This window comes from Rudanella lutea DSM 19387 (assembly GCF_000383955.1).
Classification (GTDB): Bacteria; Bacteroidota; Bacteroidia; order Cytophagales; family Spirosomataceae; genus Rudanella; species Rudanella lutea.
This window is the reverse complement of record NZ_KB913013.1, coordinates 4,004,972-4,021,981: the sequence shown is the minus strand read 5'-3', so window position 1 is coordinate 4,021,981 and position 17,010 is coordinate 4,004,972. Positions and strand designations below refer to the sequence as shown.

13 protein-coding genes are annotated in these 17,010 nt (G+C 55.0%); 6 read left to right on the top strand and 7 right to left on the bottom strand.

What is annotated here, in order from left to right:
- Nucleotides 1-97 precede the first annotated feature (97 nt).
- The 4 genes from RUDLU_RS0116650 to RUDLU_RS0116635 form a co-directional block, all read right to left on the bottom strand.
- On the bottom strand, nt 98-2,329 hold the full coding sequence (locus RUDLU_RS0116650) for a S9 family peptidase (protein ID WP_019989545.1): 2,232 nt from the start codon (nt 2,327-2,329) through the stop codon (nt 98-100).
- A gap of 107 nt (nt 2,330-2,436) precedes the next feature.
- Nucleotides 2,437-3,006 carry a hypothetical protein gene (locus tag RUDLU_RS0116645; RefSeq protein ID WP_019989544.1) on the bottom strand — a complete coding sequence of 190 codons (570 nt, stop codon included), beginning with the start codon at nt 3,004-3,006 and terminating at the stop codon, nt 2,437-2,439.
- Nucleotides 3,007-3,294: 288 nt separating this feature from the next.
- On the bottom strand, nt 3,295-4,362 hold the full coding sequence (locus tag RUDLU_RS0116640; RefSeq protein WP_019989543.1) for an NADH:flavin oxidoreductase/NADH oxidase: 1,068 nt from the start codon (nt 4,360-4,362) through the stop codon (nt 3,295-3,297).
- Nucleotides 4,363-4,418: 56 nt separating this feature from the next.
- Nucleotides 4,419-4,790 carry a DUF4783 domain-containing protein gene (locus RUDLU_RS0116635; protein ID WP_157580240.1) on the bottom strand — a complete coding sequence of 124 codons (372 nt, stop codon included), beginning with the start codon at nt 4,788-4,790 and terminating at the stop codon, nt 4,419-4,421.
- A gap of 189 nt (nt 4,791-4,979) precedes the next feature.
- On the opposite strand from RUDLU_RS0116635, the gene RUDLU_RS0116630 reads away from it, so the two are divergent.
- On the top strand, nt 4,980-5,483 hold the full coding sequence (locus RUDLU_RS0116630; RefSeq protein WP_019989541.1) for a phosphoribosyltransferase family protein: 504 nt from the start codon (nt 4,980-4,982) through the stop codon (nt 5,481-5,483).
- A gap of 6 nt (nt 5,484-5,489) precedes the next feature.
- Here the strand turns inward: RUDLU_RS0116630 and RUDLU_RS0116625 are convergent, their stop codons facing one another.
- Nucleotides 5,490-8,501 carry a DEAD/DEAH box helicase gene (locus RUDLU_RS0116625; protein WP_019989540.1) on the bottom strand — a complete coding sequence of 1,004 codons (3,012 nt, stop codon included), beginning with the start codon at nt 8,499-8,501 and terminating at the stop codon, nt 5,490-5,492.
- A 259-nt stretch (nt 8,502-8,760) separates the two neighbouring features.
- Here RUDLU_RS0116625 and RUDLU_RS0116620 point away from each other — a divergent pair, with 259 nt between their 5' ends.
- The 4 genes from RUDLU_RS0116620 to RUDLU_RS0116605 all read left to right on the top strand — a co-directional run bounded on the left by RUDLU_RS0116620 (nt 8,761) and on the right by RUDLU_RS0116605 (nt 13,329).
- Entirely contained in the window at nt 8,761-9,390 is a 630-nt protein-coding gene (locus RUDLU_RS0116620; protein ID WP_019989539.1) for an IMPACT family protein, read from the top strand.
- 81 nt (nt 9,391-9,471) lie between these two features.
- Nucleotides 9,472-10,560: an alpha/beta hydrolase gene (locus RUDLU_RS0116615; protein ID WP_019989538.1), complete on the top strand. Its 1,089-nt coding sequence runs from the start codon at nt 9,472-9,474 to the stop codon at nt 10,558-10,560.
- A 27-nt stretch (nt 10,561-10,587) separates the two neighbouring features.
- Nucleotides 10,588-12,039: a leucyl aminopeptidase family protein gene (locus RUDLU_RS0116610; RefSeq protein WP_019989537.1), complete on the top strand. Its 1,452-nt coding sequence runs from the start codon at nt 10,588-10,590 to the stop codon at nt 12,037-12,039.
- Between the two features lie 78 nt (nt 12,040-12,117).
- Complete coding sequence (locus RUDLU_RS0116605; protein WP_019989536.1) at nt 12,118-13,329, top strand: ATP-grasp domain-containing protein; 1,212 nt, start codon at nt 12,118-12,120, stop codon at nt 13,327-13,329.
- Here RUDLU_RS0116605 and RUDLU_RS30545 read toward each other — a convergent pair.
- On the bottom strand, nt 13,326-13,490 hold the full coding sequence (locus RUDLU_RS30545) for a hypothetical protein (protein WP_342663147.1): 165 nt from the start codon (nt 13,488-13,490) through the stop codon (nt 13,326-13,328). The two genes, RUDLU_RS0116605 and RUDLU_RS30545, sit on opposite strands and share 4 nt — an antisense overlap.
- A 151-nt stretch (nt 13,491-13,641) precedes the next feature.
- The gene (locus tag RUDLU_RS0116595) at nt 13,642-13,890 is read right to left on the bottom strand and encodes a hypothetical protein (protein ID WP_019989534.1); all 249 of its coding nucleotides are present in this window, start codon (nt 13,888-13,890) and stop codon (nt 13,642-13,644) included.
- A 160-nt stretch (nt 13,891-14,050) separates the two neighbouring features.
- Here RUDLU_RS0116595 and uvrA point away from each other — a divergent pair, with 160 nt between their 5' ends.
- Entirely contained in the window at nt 14,051-16,984 is a 2,934-nt protein-coding gene (uvrA, locus tag RUDLU_RS0116590; protein WP_019989533.1) for an excinuclease ABC subunit UvrA, read from the top strand.
- Nucleotides 16,985-17,010: the final 26 nt, after the last annotated feature.

Sequence of the window (17,010 nt, the reverse complement as noted above, 5' to 3'; positions counted from 1 at the left end):
ACACAAAAGGAGTGAGGAGATAGGAGTGAGAAGTGAGAATGCTTGCGCCAGCCTACTCTTGCGGAGCATTCTCACTTCTCACTCCTACCTCCTCCTTTTATAACTTCTCCAGAATAAACTCCGTCATCATCTGGTACAGGTGCTGGCGGGTGTTGCCGCCGTAAATGCCGTGATTTCGGTTGGGGTAATAAAACGACCGGAACGGTTTGCCGGCCGCTACCAGCGCGTTGACAAACTCAATGGAGTTCTGGAAGTGCACGTTATCATCCCCGGTACCGTGAATAAGCAGAAAATTCCCTTTCAGCTTGTCGGCGTGTGTCACGGGCGAGTTTTCGTCGTATCCTTGTGGGTTATCCTGGGGTCGTTTAAGGTAGCGTTCGGTGTAAATGGTATCGTAAAAACGCCAGTTGGTCACGGGCGCCACGGCAATGCCGGTTTTAAACACATCGGCTCCGATTGTCATGCAGAGCGATGTCATGTAACCCCCGTAGCTCCAACCCCAGATTCCCACCCGTGCCGGGTCTACATAGGGCAAGGTTTTGAGGTATTTGGCCGCGCTGATCTGGTCCTGCGTTTCGATTTTACCCAGTTGCCCATACGTGACTGTCCGGAAAGCGTTGCCCCGCGCCCCGGTGCCCCGGTTATCGACCGACACAATGATGTACCCTTTCTGAGCGAGCATCTGATACCAGAAGTAATCACGACTATCCCACTCATTTTTAACTGTTTGCGAACCTGGCCCTCCGTACACAAACATGAGTACCGGGTGCCGCTTTGTGCTGTCGAAGTTAACCGGCCGGATCATCCAGGCATTGAGCCGCTCACCCGTCGGAATAGGCACCGTAAAGAACCGCTTGGCCGACAAGGGGTACAGGTTGAGCCGTCGGCGCAGGTTTTCGTTGGTTTCGAGCACGCGGAGGGGTTTGGCATCAGGGGCTCCCGCCCGAAACAGGCTCACAGTCAGGGGCGTATTGGCGGTTGTGTGCGAGAGCAGGTAGTACGCAAAGTCGGGGCTGAAATTAGCCGAGTAGCTGCCCCGGTTCATGGTCAGGCGTTGCTTACCGCGTCCGTCGAGACCAATTCGGTAAAGGTGTTTCTCCAAAGGCGACACCTCCGCCGAGAGGTAATACGCCACCTGCTTTTTCTCATCCACACCGAGCAAGGCCAGCACCTCGTAGTTACCGGCCGTAACGGGGCCGAGCAACCGACCGGTCATGTCGTAGCGATACACGTGCTTGAAGCCACTGCGTTCGCTTGTCCAGATAAACGTCTGCCCATCGGCCAGATACGTGAGGTCGTCGGTGAATTCGAGATCCACATACGACGGCTGCCCACCGAGTGTATTAACCGGCGTTTCGGTCAGAATCACCGCCGACTTACCCGTTGTAGCATCCGCGTGTAACAAATCAAGCTGCGTCTGAAGCCGATTAAGCCGCCGAATCGACAACAGATTTGGGTTACGGGTCCACTGGATCCGGGGCAGGTAAATGTCCGTTTCGGCTGGCGCTCCCGTTTCCATTCGCAGTTTTTGCCCAGTTAGCGCATCGGCAACCCACACGCTCACCTGCGAGTTGTTGTCGCCGGCTTTGGGGTACTTAAACTTATAGTCGGCCGGGTACAACTCGCCCCAAACCTGCATGTTGTACTCGGGCACCTCGCGCTCATCGAACCGGATAAACGCCAGTCGGCGGCTATCGGGCGACCATTCAAACGCCCGGGCCATACTGAATTCTTCTTCATACACCCAATCGGCCCCGCCATTGATAATTTCGTTGCGTTTGCCGTCGGTAGTCAGCTGCTTTTCAGTCATCGTTGCCAGATCGACCGTAAACAGGTTATTATCCCGAACAAAAGCCACTTTGCGGCCATCGGGCGAGAAGGTCGCATACTGTTGCTTTTCGCCCTGACTCAACAGCCGCAGCTGCCGCGTGCCGAGGTCGTACACGTAAAAAGTAGCCCGGCTCGACCGCCGATAGATGGGCTCTTCGGCCGTAGTCAACAGCAGTTTTTGTTCGTCGGCGCTGAGCTGGTAATCATCAACCGATAGTACCTGCCCACCCGCCCGCACCGTACGCGCATCGAACAAGGTATCTACGGCTTTACCGTCGGTAATGGAGTACTTCACAACCCGATCATCGGCAAGGGTGGTATAAAAGCCCCCGGCTTTCATCCAGTTGACCCCCTGCACGGTACGGGGCGTAAACGTACCGGCGTTACGGCCCCAAATGTCGTCTAAGGTAATTTGTTTGGGCGGAGCCAACTGCGCCTGTGTGGTCAGTGTGCCTACCAGACAGAGAGCCGTAAACCAACCGCGAAGGGAGAAGTGCATACAGTAAAGGGAGAGACGGATTAGCCCCCGGACACGGGGAGGTTACCGGTAAAAATAGCAAAAAGCCCAGCCTTTTCAAGCCGGGCTTTTCGTCGTAAATCGGGAGGTTAGTTGCCCGGTTCGAGCAACAGCGACTTGCGCTTCAGAATCGTTTCCAGAAACCGTACATCATGGTCGCTGGTGAAAATGTTGAACGGCAGGTACAGGAACTGCGCCTTCGACAGGCCACGGGTCACAAACTTGGCAAACCAGTTAGCCTTTACGTTGCGGAGGGCGTCTTCGCTGTTCAGGTAAAAAATGTACGCATTCTTATTTTTCTCCACGGCCTTGATCTGCTCCCACTTGAGCAAGCCCCCTTCTTTGGCGTTGATGCGCATCAGAATCTGGCGGCTGTCGATTTCGTAAACGTACTTCTCAAACAGCGGTTTACTTTGTTCCATCTGCGAAATACCGGTGATCTGCACCGCCCAGAACAGAACGTACAGGATGGTCAGCAGGAAAATCACCACGTAGATCCAAATGTTGGGATAAATACCCGTGATGCCCAGAACGGCATTCAGAAAAATAAAGGCGATGGGAATAAAAATGTACTTCCAGTTGTCGCGAAGCCACTGTTTCAGAGCCACGTTGATGTACGTTTTCTGGTCAATGGCGTATCGTTTCGTTTTAATCGTCATGTTGCCTAAAAATGAAGGCACAAAGATAAGCGATGATAAAATAGGAACACTGTACTGCTTAACTAAGAAGCGGTTTGAGTTAGCGATTTGAGACCGTAGGGAGCGGATTTTGGTTGCTGACAAGCCAATTTTTGCAGGTCGTAGCAACGCTACGGCCCAAAAAAGTGGCGCGGACAACGACCAAAAGCCGCCCTTACGGGCCAAAGTGATTAACTCAAACCGCTTCTTAGTTAAGCAGTAGCAACCCGTTAAAAAAGTAGCGACCCGATTTTAATGCCATGCGGCTGGTTAGCGCCGGGCGCGTTCGTACTGCACCGGCCACGTAACCTCGTCGCCCAGTTGGCGGGCAGCGTGCAACGGGAAATACGGATCGCGCAGAAACTCACGGGCGAGCAAAATCAGGTCAGCCTGACCGTCGGCCAGAACGGCTTCGGCTTGTTCGGGGCTTGTAATCAGGCCCACAGCCCCGGTTGCCAGGCCGGTTTCTGCCTTGATGCGGGCCGCAAAAGGCACCTGATAGCCGGGGTGCAGCGGAATAGTAGCCCGGGGCACATTTCCACCCGACGAGCAGTCGATCAGGTCGGCACCGTCTTCTTTGAGCCAGTTTGCCAGCTGCACCGAATCGTCGGGCGTCCAGCCGCCTTCGGTCCAGTCGGTTGCCGAAATCCGTACGAACAGAGGCAGATCGTCGGGCCAGATCGCCCGCACATCCTGCACAATTTCGCGCACCAGCCGGGCCCGGTTTTCGAGCGAGCCCCCGTAGGCATCGGTGCGTTGGTTACTCAGGGGCGACAGAAACTCGTGCAGCAGATACCCATGCGCTGCATGAACCTCGACTACCTTGAAACCCGCCTGCAACGCCCGGTCCGCAGCCGCCTTAAAATCGGCCCGGATTTTGGCAATACCGGCCGCATCGAGGGCGGTAGGTACAGGCCCTTCATCGACAAACGGGGTCGGACTTGGAGCCACCGTTTGCCAGCCCTCGGGTTCGTCCGGGAATATACCTTTGCTACCTTCCCAGGGGCGGGTATGGCTCGCCTTCCGGCCTGCATGAGCCAGCTGAATACCAGCCACACTCCCCTGCCCGGCCATAAAATCGACAATTCGTTTAAGGCCCGCTATGTGATCGTCGGTCCAAAGACCCATGTCGTGCGGGGTAATCCGGCCTTCGGGCGAGATGGCCGCGGCTTCGGTAATGACCAGGCCGGCCCCACCAACGGCGCGGCTACCCAGATGCACCAGATGCCAGTCGTTGACAAAGCCGTCGAGGCTCGAATACTGGCACATGGGCGAAACAACAATGCGGTTTTTCAGGGTCAGGCCCCGGAGTGTAAGCGGAGAAAAAAGAAATGACATAAAGCCGGTTGAGTCGTGCGTTTGTAGGTGGCAACACACCCAACCGGCCTCTTTGTTCAACTTTTGCGTAAATGCAGGGTGTCGATCACCAGATGATGCTGTGCATCCTGCCGCATCAGAAGATACACCGAAAAGCGTTGACCACCGGTCTGATACACACCCGTGATGTACCGCGACCGGGCCGAACCACCCTGGTACACGTACTGAAAGTCTTTAGGCGGATGTTTTCGGAAAAAGGTAGCCAGAATCAGCTCGGCGTGTTTGGCCCGCAACTCGTGAAAATCGACGGCTTCGGTATCAATCACCAACTCAATGTGTTTATCGAAATAAAGGGCCAGGTTTTGAGCGCTGCCCGTCCGAAACGACGACCGAATTTCGTCGCCGGTAGTCATGAGCAACACGCTCGGGTTAGCTGAAGTAGTCCGCATTGGTGCTGCACCAACGGGTGCCACCTGACTTGCGGCTAACCAGCAATAACAAAAACTTAATACTATAGCTCGGGTGGCTTTCATGTGGAGAGGAGAATTTGCTCATCCTTGGGCGAAAATTGTGCCAAAAGGCGTGCCATTCCACTTAAAAAGTAGCGACTTTTGTGTTTTGGCCCAATATTCTCCAGCATGTCATCGCAGCCTATTTTGTCCGCCGAGCAGCTTCGTCAAAAGATTCGGCGCATTGCCTTTCAGATTTACGAAAACAACTTCGATGAACCAGCCGTCGTATTGGCCGGGGTTGCGGGCGAGGGGTACGTGTTTGCCGAGCGGCTTCTGGGCGAATTGCGGCAGATAGCCCCGTTCTCGGTTACGCTGCTCAAAGTGAACCTCGACAAGTCGCAGACAACCCAGCCCGCCATCGACCTGACTGGGCAGGGTGTTGACCTGACCGATAAAGTAGTGATTTTGCTCGACGATGTGCTCTACACGGGGCGCACACTGGCATTCTGTTTGCAGCCGTTCCTGAGCGTGCTGGTGCGAAAATTGCAGGTGGCCGTGCTCGTGGATCGCAACCACCCGCGCTACCCCGTAGCCGCCGATTATAAAGGATACGAACTCTCAACTACCCTCACCGAACACGTGGAAGTGGTTCTGGGCCAACCCGACCGCGAAGGGGTGTGGTTGAAATAACTCCCGTTACTCCAACAACGCCATCACGTCTTCTTTGGTGAGCGATTTCACGAAGCTCTCTTCGGTGGTAATCAGCTCGCTTGCCAGTTTCTGCTTGGAGCGTTGTAGAGCCAGAATCTTCTCCTCAACCGTGTTTTTGGTGATAAACTTGTAGGTAAACACGGTTTTCTGCTGCCCAATGCGGTGCGCCCGGTCTACGGCCTGTGCCTCGCTCGCGGGGTTCCACCAGGGGTCCAGAATAAACACGTAGTCGGCAGCAGTCAGGTTATGGCCCTGCCCACCCGCCTTGAGCGAAATAAGGAAAAGTTTCACCTGATCGTCGGTCTGAAACAGGTGCACCTGCTCCTGCCGATCGGTTGTTGATCCGTCGAGGTACGCAAACCGAATCTGCTTCTCCTTTAGGTACTGCCGAATCACACTCAGGTGTTTTATAAACTGACTGAACACCAGTATCTTGTGCCCCTCGGCCATGGCGATTTCCATACGCATGATCACGTCGTCCATCTTGCCGGAGTCGCCCTCGTAACTTTCGTCGATCATGCGCGGGTGGTTGGCAATCTGCCGGAGCTTAGTCAGACCCTGCAACACCACCATCTGCGACCGAGCCATGCCGTCTTCCTCAATACGCTCCAGAATCAGGTTTCGGTAGTACGATTTAGCCTCTTCGTATTGCTGTTCCTGCTCGGCAGTCATATCGCAATAGAGCACGCTTTCCACTTTTTCGGGGAGGTCGGTGGCTACCTGCGATTTATTGCGCCGGAGCATAAACGGCTTGATAAGCCCGTACAGCCTGTGCGTTTTTTGCTCGTCGTTCCGTTTCTCAATCGGAATCTGAAACTCGTTCCGGAAAAACGTTTGGCTCCCCAAAAGGCCGGGATTGATAAACGTCATCTGACTCCACAAATCCATCGTACTGTTTTCGAGCGGGGTACCTGTCAGAATCAGCCGATGAGCCGAACTGAGGTTCATAACGGCTTTCGTGATATGCGACGAGGGATTCTTGATAGCCTGCGATTCGTCGAGGATCACGTAGTTGAACCGGTACGTTCGGAGCAGATCAATATCGATCCGAACAATGCCGTACGAGGTCAGAATTAGGTCGTAATTATTGAACTGAGCCGTGTTTTTCTCGCGGTACGTGCCCGTGTACAGCATCACACGCAGGTGGGGCGTGAACTTGCGGGCCTCCAGCTCCCAGTTGTACAGTAGCGAGGTAGGCATCACCAGCAGCGAAGGGCTTGATGGGGCATCGCGGGCGTCTTTGCCCCCGGTGGCCATTTCTTTCTGCGCCTGCAACATGGCCAGGGTCATCACGGTTTTGCCCAGACCCATGTCGTCGGCAAGGCAACCGCCAAACCGAAACTGCCGCAAAAAACTCATCCAGTCATAGCCTGCTTTCTGGTAGGGTCGCAACACCCCGTTGAAATGCTGCGGCAAAGGCGAGCTCTCGATGCCTTCAAAGCTTTGAAGTTCCTCCAGCCGCCGACTGATGACCGTTTCGGCCAGGCTATCCTGATCCAGTTGCTGCACCAATGCCAAATGATGCTTTTGCAGAATCAGCCGTTCAGAACGAGTCAGCGGGTCGATACCGTGTGCCGCCGGTTCTTCCACAAACGAAAGCAGTTCGGAGTACCGCGTAAACCAGGCTTCGGGGATCACGGCCGTTTCGCCATTAGGTAGCAAAAACTCCCGCTTGCCCGCCATAATCAACGACCGAAGCTTGATAAACGGAATCTCATACGGCCCAAACTGCACGTTGGCGTGAATATCGAACCAGTCGTTGCTTTCGCGGATAGTAATCTGAATCGACGACCGCCCCAAAAAATACCGCTTCCGGTCGGCTACATCCTGCTGCAACACAAAGCCGGCCTCCTGCACGGCCGCACTCTGCTCAGCCAGCCAATCGAAGGCTTCGGTTTTAGGCAACGACAAACGGCCCTGCCGCAGATCAAGGCCGTGTTCGCGTAGAAACGTGAATTTCTGCCGCTCAAACCGCAGGTCGCGCCGAATCTTGTGAAAAATATAGTCGTCGCCTTTTTTTTCCAGACTTACATTCGACTGACTTGAGAAGCTGTCGAACCGAAACGTGAACGTGCCGTACTGAAACGACAGGTCGAACGCCAGACGGGTGTCTTCGTCGTCAGCGGCCTCAACCGTGGTCTGAAGTTGATGACGCGGCTGATTTCCCAGCACCGACGATATCGGCGAGGGCGTGGTACGATGCTCGGCTACGGTCAGAATCGGCTGTGGGTCGAGCACTTCGGCCCGGATTTCAAACCCTTTGGCAAACACCTCGTAATTGGCAATCAGGGGCACCACAAACCGCCGGTAATACTCATCTTCGACTTTACGGGGTACCACAATATGGTTTTTGTTCAAAAAGGGGCGGAGTTTTTTACCGTCCACATTTTGCGCAAAATGGTACAAACACTGCCCCACGAGCATCCAGGCAGGCTCATCGCAGAGAATCATCGCGTTTTTGAACTGAAAATCGACCCGCTGATGATTCTGCCGGATAATGGGGAAGTAGTGCGTTGAATCTTCGTTTCGTACAAAATGGAAATGTACCCGGGCCGGTTCGGTCAGCCATTCGATAGGCATCCAGGCAGGGTTGCCATCTTTACCCATGATGTAAAAGGGCTTTCCCTGCAATCGTTCCAGAATCTGCGGCTTTATGTTTTCGAGATAGCCGGCAATGGCTTCCTGCAAGAGTTTATCGCCCTTCTGACTGTCGTAGACCTTCAGAAAAAAGTCAATAGCGGGCAGTTTCCGGCTGTTAAACTTTTTCACCACCATATCCTGCTGAATAGCATCGATCAGGCGAATGAGTTCGAAGTCGCGCTCGTCGAGCCCATCGGCAAACTCACTCGCGTTTTGGGTCGAGAGGGTCTGATTCTGAAGCGTGAGCTCACCTTTGGCATTGCGTTGTACCACAAAAGCCTCGATCAGATAGCCCAGAAACTCATGTTCCAGTAACGAATAAACAAGCTGGAATGGCTCGGTTGGCGAGACTTTCATGCGACGGTCAAGAGGATTCTCAAAACGGAGCCCAAGCCAAAGCCGCGCTCCGTTCAGGGATTGAACATAAGCAGGATCGTACGTACGGCGGGGGGTTATCAGGCTGAAGAATAAAGATAGCCTGTACGGTATTTATGCCGTATTTTCTACAGGTAACGATTCCAAATATACGAATCATAACACCAATACCAAATGATGGTTTAATTAAGTCTTAATTTTGTCTATTATCTGAATAACAGGCCACCTTCTGGTCAGTAGAATGCTTTTTGACGACACTTTTTGCACGCTTTCCGAACCCACCGAGGGGCAGTTTCGCGACCGGGGCAGCCGCTTTCTGGCCTACGCCTACCCGATCCGGTCGGAGACAGACGCCAAACAACGGCTCGAAACCCTGCGCCAGCAACACCCCAAAGCGGCTCACCATTGCTACGCCTACCGGCTGGGCTTGGGGAAGGACCATTACCGGGTCAACGACGACGGTGAACCAAGCGGCACTGCCGGACGGCCGATTCTAAATACGATTTACAGCCACGACAAACCGGGTCAACCGCTCACCAATATACTGGTGGTGGTGGTGCGCTATTTTGGCGGAACCCTGCTGGGAGTACCGGGGCTGATCAACGCCTACAAAAGCGCTACGGTCGAGGCCCTCGCCAACGCCCGGTTCGAGACCCGTACAATTGATGAGCAGTACCGAATTCGGTTCAGTTTCGAGCAGATGAACAGCGTGATGCGGCTGGTGAAAGAGCAACAACTGACGGTCCTGAGCCAATCATTCGACAACGAGCCTACGCTGGAGGTATCTATGCGCAAAACGCAGGTCAACAGCGTACTCGACCGACTGAGTCAGCTACCCGGCGTGCAAACCGAGTGGATGCCAAATGGGTAGTTGACCCAACCGCCAACAAACCATTCGCCCGGCCACCGTGTTGGGCGAGTATAATCTGGCTTTGGATTTGCCGAACGCGCTATGCCGCTACGACTGGAACTGAATACCTCCGTTACCGACGACCGACCGGTTTTTGTGTCGGGCAATTTTTGCGGCTGGCACCCCGATCTGGATGTGTTTCAACTGCAACGGTCGGGCCCCGGAACCTACACCCTGACGTTTCCGGCCGACATTCGGCTACCCGACATTGTCGAGTACAAGTACACACGGGGTGGCTGGGACAGCGTTGAGCTGACCGGCGCGGGCGAAAGCCGCCCCAACCGGGTTTTGAGTCCGGGCACCGAGTTTCAGCAGGATTTTGTACCCCACTGGCGCTTATCGGGTCAGGCGTTCAACCCGGCGCTGGTGCCGCATCTGGAGGTGTTGAGTTCCGATTTTTACGCCCCTCAGCTGGGTGCTTCGCGCCGGGTCCGGGTACTCCTGCCCTACGATTACCACCAGAACCCCGACAAACGCTACCCGGTTTTGTACCTCCACGATGGCCAGAACCTAATTGGCGAAGGCGAGGGGTACGGCTCGTGGGGCGTAGAACAAAAAATGGCGATTCTGGCCGCCCGGCAACATCATGAGGTGATTCTGGTCACTATCGACCACGGCTATCAACAGCGCATCGAAGAGTTTACGATTCACAAAAGCCGGATGGCGCAAGGGCGTGGTCGGGCGTATCTGGCTTTTATTGCCCAAACGCTCAAGCCTGCCATTGATGCGCAGTACCGAACCCGGCCCGATGCCCCGCATACCGGCCTGGGCGGCAGCTCGCTGGGTGGGCTCATCAGCATTTACGGGGGGCTGCTGCACCCCCACATTTTCGGGCGGCTCATGGTGTTTTCGCCCTCGCTCTGGATCTCGCCCAAAATCTATTTCGATGCCATCCGGTTCCAGACGCCCTCGCCTATGCGCATCTACGTGTACGGGGGCGAAACCGAATCGAAATACATGGTTCCCAACCTGCAACGGTTTCAGGATTCCCTCCTGAAACAGTGCTACAAGGGGCAACCCATCGACATTTACCTCTCCGTCGACCCCGACGGAGCCCATCAGGAAGTACATTGGGGCCGCGAATTTCCGGCGGCACTGGAGTGGCTATTCTACTCGCAACCAGCCGTCTGAAGCCCCTCGTTTTATCCATCTGTTCCCATGCACCTATCAATTTTGCAGTCGGCCACGCCCGATACCCTTCTTATTCCGGTTGTTCAGAACGACAACCTTTCGGCTACATTAACCGAGTTGGCCCGCACGGTGCGACTGCCAACCTCAACACTCGAAGCCGATTTTAAGGCCGACGCCAAAGACGTTTTGCCTATTTACCAACCCGACGGCCGCAAAACATACCTGATCGGGTTGGGCAAAGCACCGGGCGTCAATGAGTGGTTCCGCACCTTCCGTAAGTTCTTTTACGACCAGAAAAGCAGGCTCCCGCAGCACGTAGGCGTCGATTTGCGCCTGTATGGGCCCGACGCGCTGGAGGGGGTTGTGCTCGGCGCGTACGGGGGTGGATATGACCTGAAGCTGTACCAGACCGACAAGCCCGAAGGCCCGGCGTTTTACGGCGAAAACGGCCAACTCAGCTTGCTCGTCAACGACCCGGCAGCCTATACCGACGCGCTCGGGCGGGCCGAAGCTATTGCCCAGACCCAGCGGCAGATCATGAACCTGATGAACGCGCCTTCTAACTACAAAACACCCCAAACCCTCGCCGATTGGGCCGTGACATCAGGCCAGCAATACGGGTATGCAGTGCGGGTACTAAACAAGGCCCAAATAGTGCAGGAGGGGCTACAGGCGCTGTTGGCCGTGAACCGGGGCAGCGATCACGAGCCGGTGTTCATTATCGCCGAGTACAAGCCCGACAACGCGCCAAATGCCAAGAAAGTGGGTCTGGTGGGCAAAGGAATCACGTTCGATACGGGTGGTATCTCGATCAAACCGTCGGCCAACATGCACCTGATGAAATCGGACATGGGCGGGGCCGCGGCTGTGTTGGGTACACTCGAAGTAGCCGCCAAGCTCAAACTGCCGGTACACCTGATCGGGATTGTGCCCTCAACCGAAAACATGGTCGATGGCAGTGCCACCAGGCCGGGCGATGTGATTGGCTCGTACCTCGGCAAAACCATCGAGGTAATTGACACCGATGCCGAAGGCCGCATTATTCTGGCCGACGGGCTGGGCTACATGGTGCGCAACTACGGCCCCGATGTGCTGATTGATCTCGCGACGCTTACCGGCAGCGTAATTGCCACCCTGGGCTACCATGCGGCCGGGCTATTTACCAACAACGACGAGCTGGCCGAGGCCCTGAACCGGGCCGGTACCCAAACCGGCGAGCGAGTTTGGCGACTGCCTCTTTGGGACGTGTACGCCGAAGACATCCGCTCCGACGTAGCCGACCTCAAAAACTTTAGTGGCAAGCCCATGGCCGGGGCTATATCGGCGGGTAAGTTTTTGGAAGTATTCACCGAAAATCACCCCGCCTGGGCCCACCTCGACATTGCCGGCACTGCCTTTGGAGATACCGAGTTTGGCAGCCAGAAAAACGGTACAGGCTTCGGGATTCGGCTGCTGATCGACTGGTTACGAACGTTGTAAAATAGACCTCTGGGTCGGTGCCGTTGGCAAATTCAGTCGGCGTGTTGTAGTTTAGGGTGAACATCGACCTTACATCCTATGCGTCCACTCTCGTTTCTCTGTATTGCTACGTTTTTCAAAGGTGAGGCCTTCATGCGGGCCTGCAAAGAGCTTGGCCACACGGTGTACCTGCTCACGGTTGAAAAACTGGCCGATAAACCCTGGCCGTTCGACGCCATCGACGAGGTGTTTTACCTGCCTACCGAAAGCAATGACAGCGAAAATCTGGACCGGATGATTCTGGGTCTGTCGCACACGATGCGCTCCCGCCGAATCGACCGGGTGGTCGCACTGGATGATTTTGACGTGGAAAAAGGGGCCCTCGTCCGGGAAACATTCCGTATCGACGGGATGGGCCAAACCACCGCCCGCTACTTCCGCGATAAACTGGCCATGCGGATGCGGGCGCAGGCGGCTGGCATCCGGGTGCCGGGGTTCAGCCCGCTTTTCCACGACGAAACAGTCACACACTTTCTGCAAACCACCGAGGGGCCGTGGCTCATTAAACCCCGCGCCGAAGCCTCTACTACGGGCATCCGGCGGGTCGACTCGCTTGAGGAGGCCTGGGAGGTTATTCACGGCCTGGGCGACAACCGCCATAACTACCTGATTGAGCAGTTCAAGCCGGGTAAGGTATTCCACGTCGACTCGTTATCGGTCGACAGCCACCCGGTGTTCACACGGGCGAGTGGGTATCTGGCAACCCCGATGGAGGTAGCGCATGGCGGTGGCGTGTTCCGCACGGGGATTCTGCCGTTCGACTCGCCCGACACAGCCGCCCTGCACAACCTCAATAGCCTGGTGTTGCAGGCATTCGGAATGCGGTACAGTGCCTCGCATTCGGAGTTTATCAAAGGTGACCATGACGGGGAGTTTTACTTTCTCGAAACGGCCTCACGGGTAGGTGGTGCCCACATTGCCGAACTCGTCGAAGCCTCATCGGGCATTAATCTCTGGGCCGAGTGGGCCCGGCTCGAAACTGCCGTAGCTTTGGGGCAACCGTACTCCATTCCGGCGGAGCAACAAAACTACGCGGGCCTGATTGTTTCGCTCGCTCGTCAACAATGGCCCGACCAAAGCATCTTTACCGAGCCCGAAATCTGGTGGCGTCTCGACAAGGAGTATCACGTGGGGCTCATTGTTCAGTCGGGCAGCCGGGAACGGGTTCTGGACCTGCTCGATACGTATATGGCCCGTATTTATGCCGAGTTTCACGCATCGGCCCCTGTACCCGACAAACCTACGAGTTAGGGAAGGTTGCCCAGCAGATCGTTTAGCTCACCATCAGTAAGGTCTGCTTTCTCCGATTTGTCGTAGATGGTAAGCAAATAAACGGTGGTCTCCACAATCTGGACGTAGGTAATGACGCGGGCACCACCCCGTTTGCCTTTCTTTTTGGAAGATATATTCAATCGAACCTTGAAGCAGCTTTTACCAATCGGCGTACCCTGTTCAGGCGTCTCTTCCAAAGTAGAGATTAGCTTATCAATGTCACCAGACAGAGATGCATATTTTCTGGCTAAGTGGCGAGATGCTTTCTTAAAGCTTTCCGCCACGACAACATCATAACTCTTTGAGGAACTCACGGGCCGATTGCAGTTTAATTTTGCCAGCGCGGTGCAGCTTTACCTCCTCAATCGCGTGTTTTAACCCCTCAACAATCTCTTCCTTTGTTGGCTCAACGTAGGCATCGTCAACGGCCGGCGATTCGTCGGGCAAGCGGCCGTTTTTTTTGATTTTTTCCCACTCCCTAATCGGGATAAATACGCCTGTTAGCTTGCCCTTGCTATCATGCAGATATTGAACGTTCATAGACTGGTCAGATTTACTATCCAAGTTACGAAGAAACAATGGGATTGGCTAAATAGGTCACAAACCCCCGCTTATTTGCCTATACACTTCGGAAACCAACCCCCGCCTGTTTTGCGTTGTTGTTTAGAATAAGCCTACCGCTCCGGGGGCATAACACAACGTGACAAACAACAACGTACTAACGTCGCAAACAAGCCCGGTTTCCGGGCCTTCTGCCGGCCTCAACGACATTGCCCTCACGGGGTATGAGCAAATTGAAGTGCTCGGCGCCCGCGAACATAACCTCAAAAATATCGACGTGACCATTCCGCGTAATAAGCTGGTAGTGGTCACGGGGATTAGCGGCAGCGGCAAATCGTCGCTTGCTTTCGACACGATCTATGCCGAGGGTCAACGCCGGTACATGGAGAGTTTTTCGGCCTATGCCCGCTCGTTTATCGGCGATATGGAGCGGCCCGACGTCGATAAGATTGATGGGTTGAGCCCAGTTATCTCGATTGAGCAGAAAACCACCTCCAAAAACCCCCGCTCCACCGTAGGCACCACAACCGAGATTTACGACTTCCTGCGGCTCCTCTACGCCCGCGCTGGTGATGCGTATTCGTATGTGACAGGTCGAAAAATGGAGCGGCAGTCGCAGGATCAGATCATCGACACCATCATTGAACAGTACGAAGGGCAGAAACTTACTCTGCTGGCTCCGGTGGTGCGCGGCCGCAAAGGACACTACCGCGAACTGTTTGTACAGATTGCCAAACTCGGCTATACCAAGGTTCGGGTCGATGGGGTGGTGCAGGATATTGTCCCGAAAATGCAGCTCGACCGGTACAAAATCCACGATATTGAGATTGTGATTGACCGGCTGGTGCCCAAGCGCGACACCGCCGACGAATCGAATACGCGGTTTAGGTTGAGTCAGTCGGTGCAAACGGCGCTAAAGCAGGGCAAAGGAGCCATGCAGGTGCTGGTCGGTACCGGCGACGACCGCTCCGGCGGACCGGCCCAACTGGTGTACTTCTCGCAGAACCTGATGGACCCGGAATCGGGCATCAGTTACGACGAACCATCGCCCAACTCGTTTTCGTTCAACTCGCCTTATGGCTGGTGTCCTACCTGTCAGGGTATTGGCCATGTTGAAGAAATCACCGAAGAGTCGATTATTCCCGATAAGAAGTTGAGTGTGAGCCGCGGGGCTATTGCCCCACTCGGCGAGTACCGGGAGCTGTGGTTTTTCAAAGAGATCGAGGTTATCCTGAAAAAATACAAACTCAGCCTGACCACGCCCCTCGAAAAATACCCCGATGACCTGCTACAGGCGTTGCTCTATGGTACAGAGGAAGAGGCCACTATGCCTTCCAAGAAACATCCCGGCACCGACTATTATCAGTTCAAGTTTGAGGGCATCATCAACTTTCTGAAACGGCAGCAGGAAAACGGTTCCGAAAAAATTCAGGAGTGGCTCAAAGACTTCATGGTCATTAAGCCCTGCCCCGACTGCAACGGTGCCCGGTTGAAAAAAGAGTCGCTGTATTTCAAAATTGCCGACAAAAACATCTCTGAGTTGGCTCAGATGGACATTTCGGAGCTGTCGGCCTGGACCACCGACCTCGAAAGCCGCCTGACCGACCGCCAAAACGTGATTGGTAAAGAGGTACTGAAAGAGATTCGGAAACGGATCGGCTTTCTGCTCGATATTGGCCTCGACTACCTCACCCTCGACCGCCCGCTCCGAACTCTGTCGGGGGGCGAAGCGCAGCGCATCCGACTGGCCACCCAGATCGGAACACAGCTTGTGGGTGTGCTATACATCATGGACGAGCCAAGCATCGGCTTGCATCAGCGCGACAACGTCAAGCTGATCGACTCGCTCAAGAACCTACGTGACCTGGGCAACACGGTGCTGGTTGTTGAACACGACAAAGACATGATGCTTGAGTCGGACTATATTCTCGACATTGGGCCGGGAGCTGGGCGGCATGGCGGGCAGGTGGTAGGCCGCGGCACCCCCGACGAGTTTATCCGCAACGGCAGCACCACCGCCGATTACCTCAGCGGCCGTCGTGCCATTGAAGTCCCCAAAGAACGGCGTAAAGGCAACGGTAAGTTTCTGGTTATCAAAGGCGCTACGGGCCATAACCTCAAAAACGTAACGCTCAAACTGCCGCTCGGCCGGATGATTTCGATCACGGGCGTGTCGGGGTCAGGTAAGTCGTCGCTCATTCACGAAACCCTGTTTCCGGTGCTTAACAAGCACTTTTACAAATCGAAGCGGGAGGCACTGCCCCACAAATCGGTGGAAGGGCTGGAGCACCTGGACAAAGTCATTGAGGTCGATCAATCACCCATTGGGCGCACCCCGCGCTCGAATCCGGCTACGTATACGGGCATGTTCTCGGAGATTCGGGCGCTCTTTGCCGAATTGCCCGAAGCCAAGATACGGGGCTACAAACCGGGCCGTTTCTCGTTCAACGTAAAGGGCGGCCGGTGCGAAGACTGCGAAGGCGCGGGCATGAAGAAAATCGAGATGGAGTTTCTGCCCGACGTACACGTAATGTGCGAAACCTGCAAGGGCAAGCGCTTCAACCGCGAAACGCTGGAAGTCCGCTTCAAGGGTAAGTCTATTGCCGATGTGCTCGATATGACCGTGGAGCAGGCGCTTGAGTTTTTCGAGGCTCAACCCAAAATTCTGCGTAAGGTGCAAACCCTCAACGATGTGGGTCTGGGGTACATCACCCTGGGGCAACACGCCACCACCCTGTCGGGGGGCGAAGCACAACGGGTGAAGCTGGCCGAGGAGCTTTCTAAAAAAGATACCGGCCAAACCATGTACATCCTCGACGAACCGACCACGGGCCTGCATTTTCAGGATATTGCGCACCTGCTCGACGTGCTCAACAAACTGGCCGACAAAGGCAATACGGTTCTGATTATTGAGCACAATCTGGACGTGATCAAAGTGTCGGATCACATTATCGACCTGGGGCCGGAAGGCGGCAACAAAGGCGGTCAGATCATCGCCGAGGGAGTACCCGAAAAAGTAGCGAAAGTACAAGGCAGCTACACCGGCAAATTTCTGGCAATGGAGCTGAAATAAAGTAGGCAGTTTGCAGTGGGCAGTAA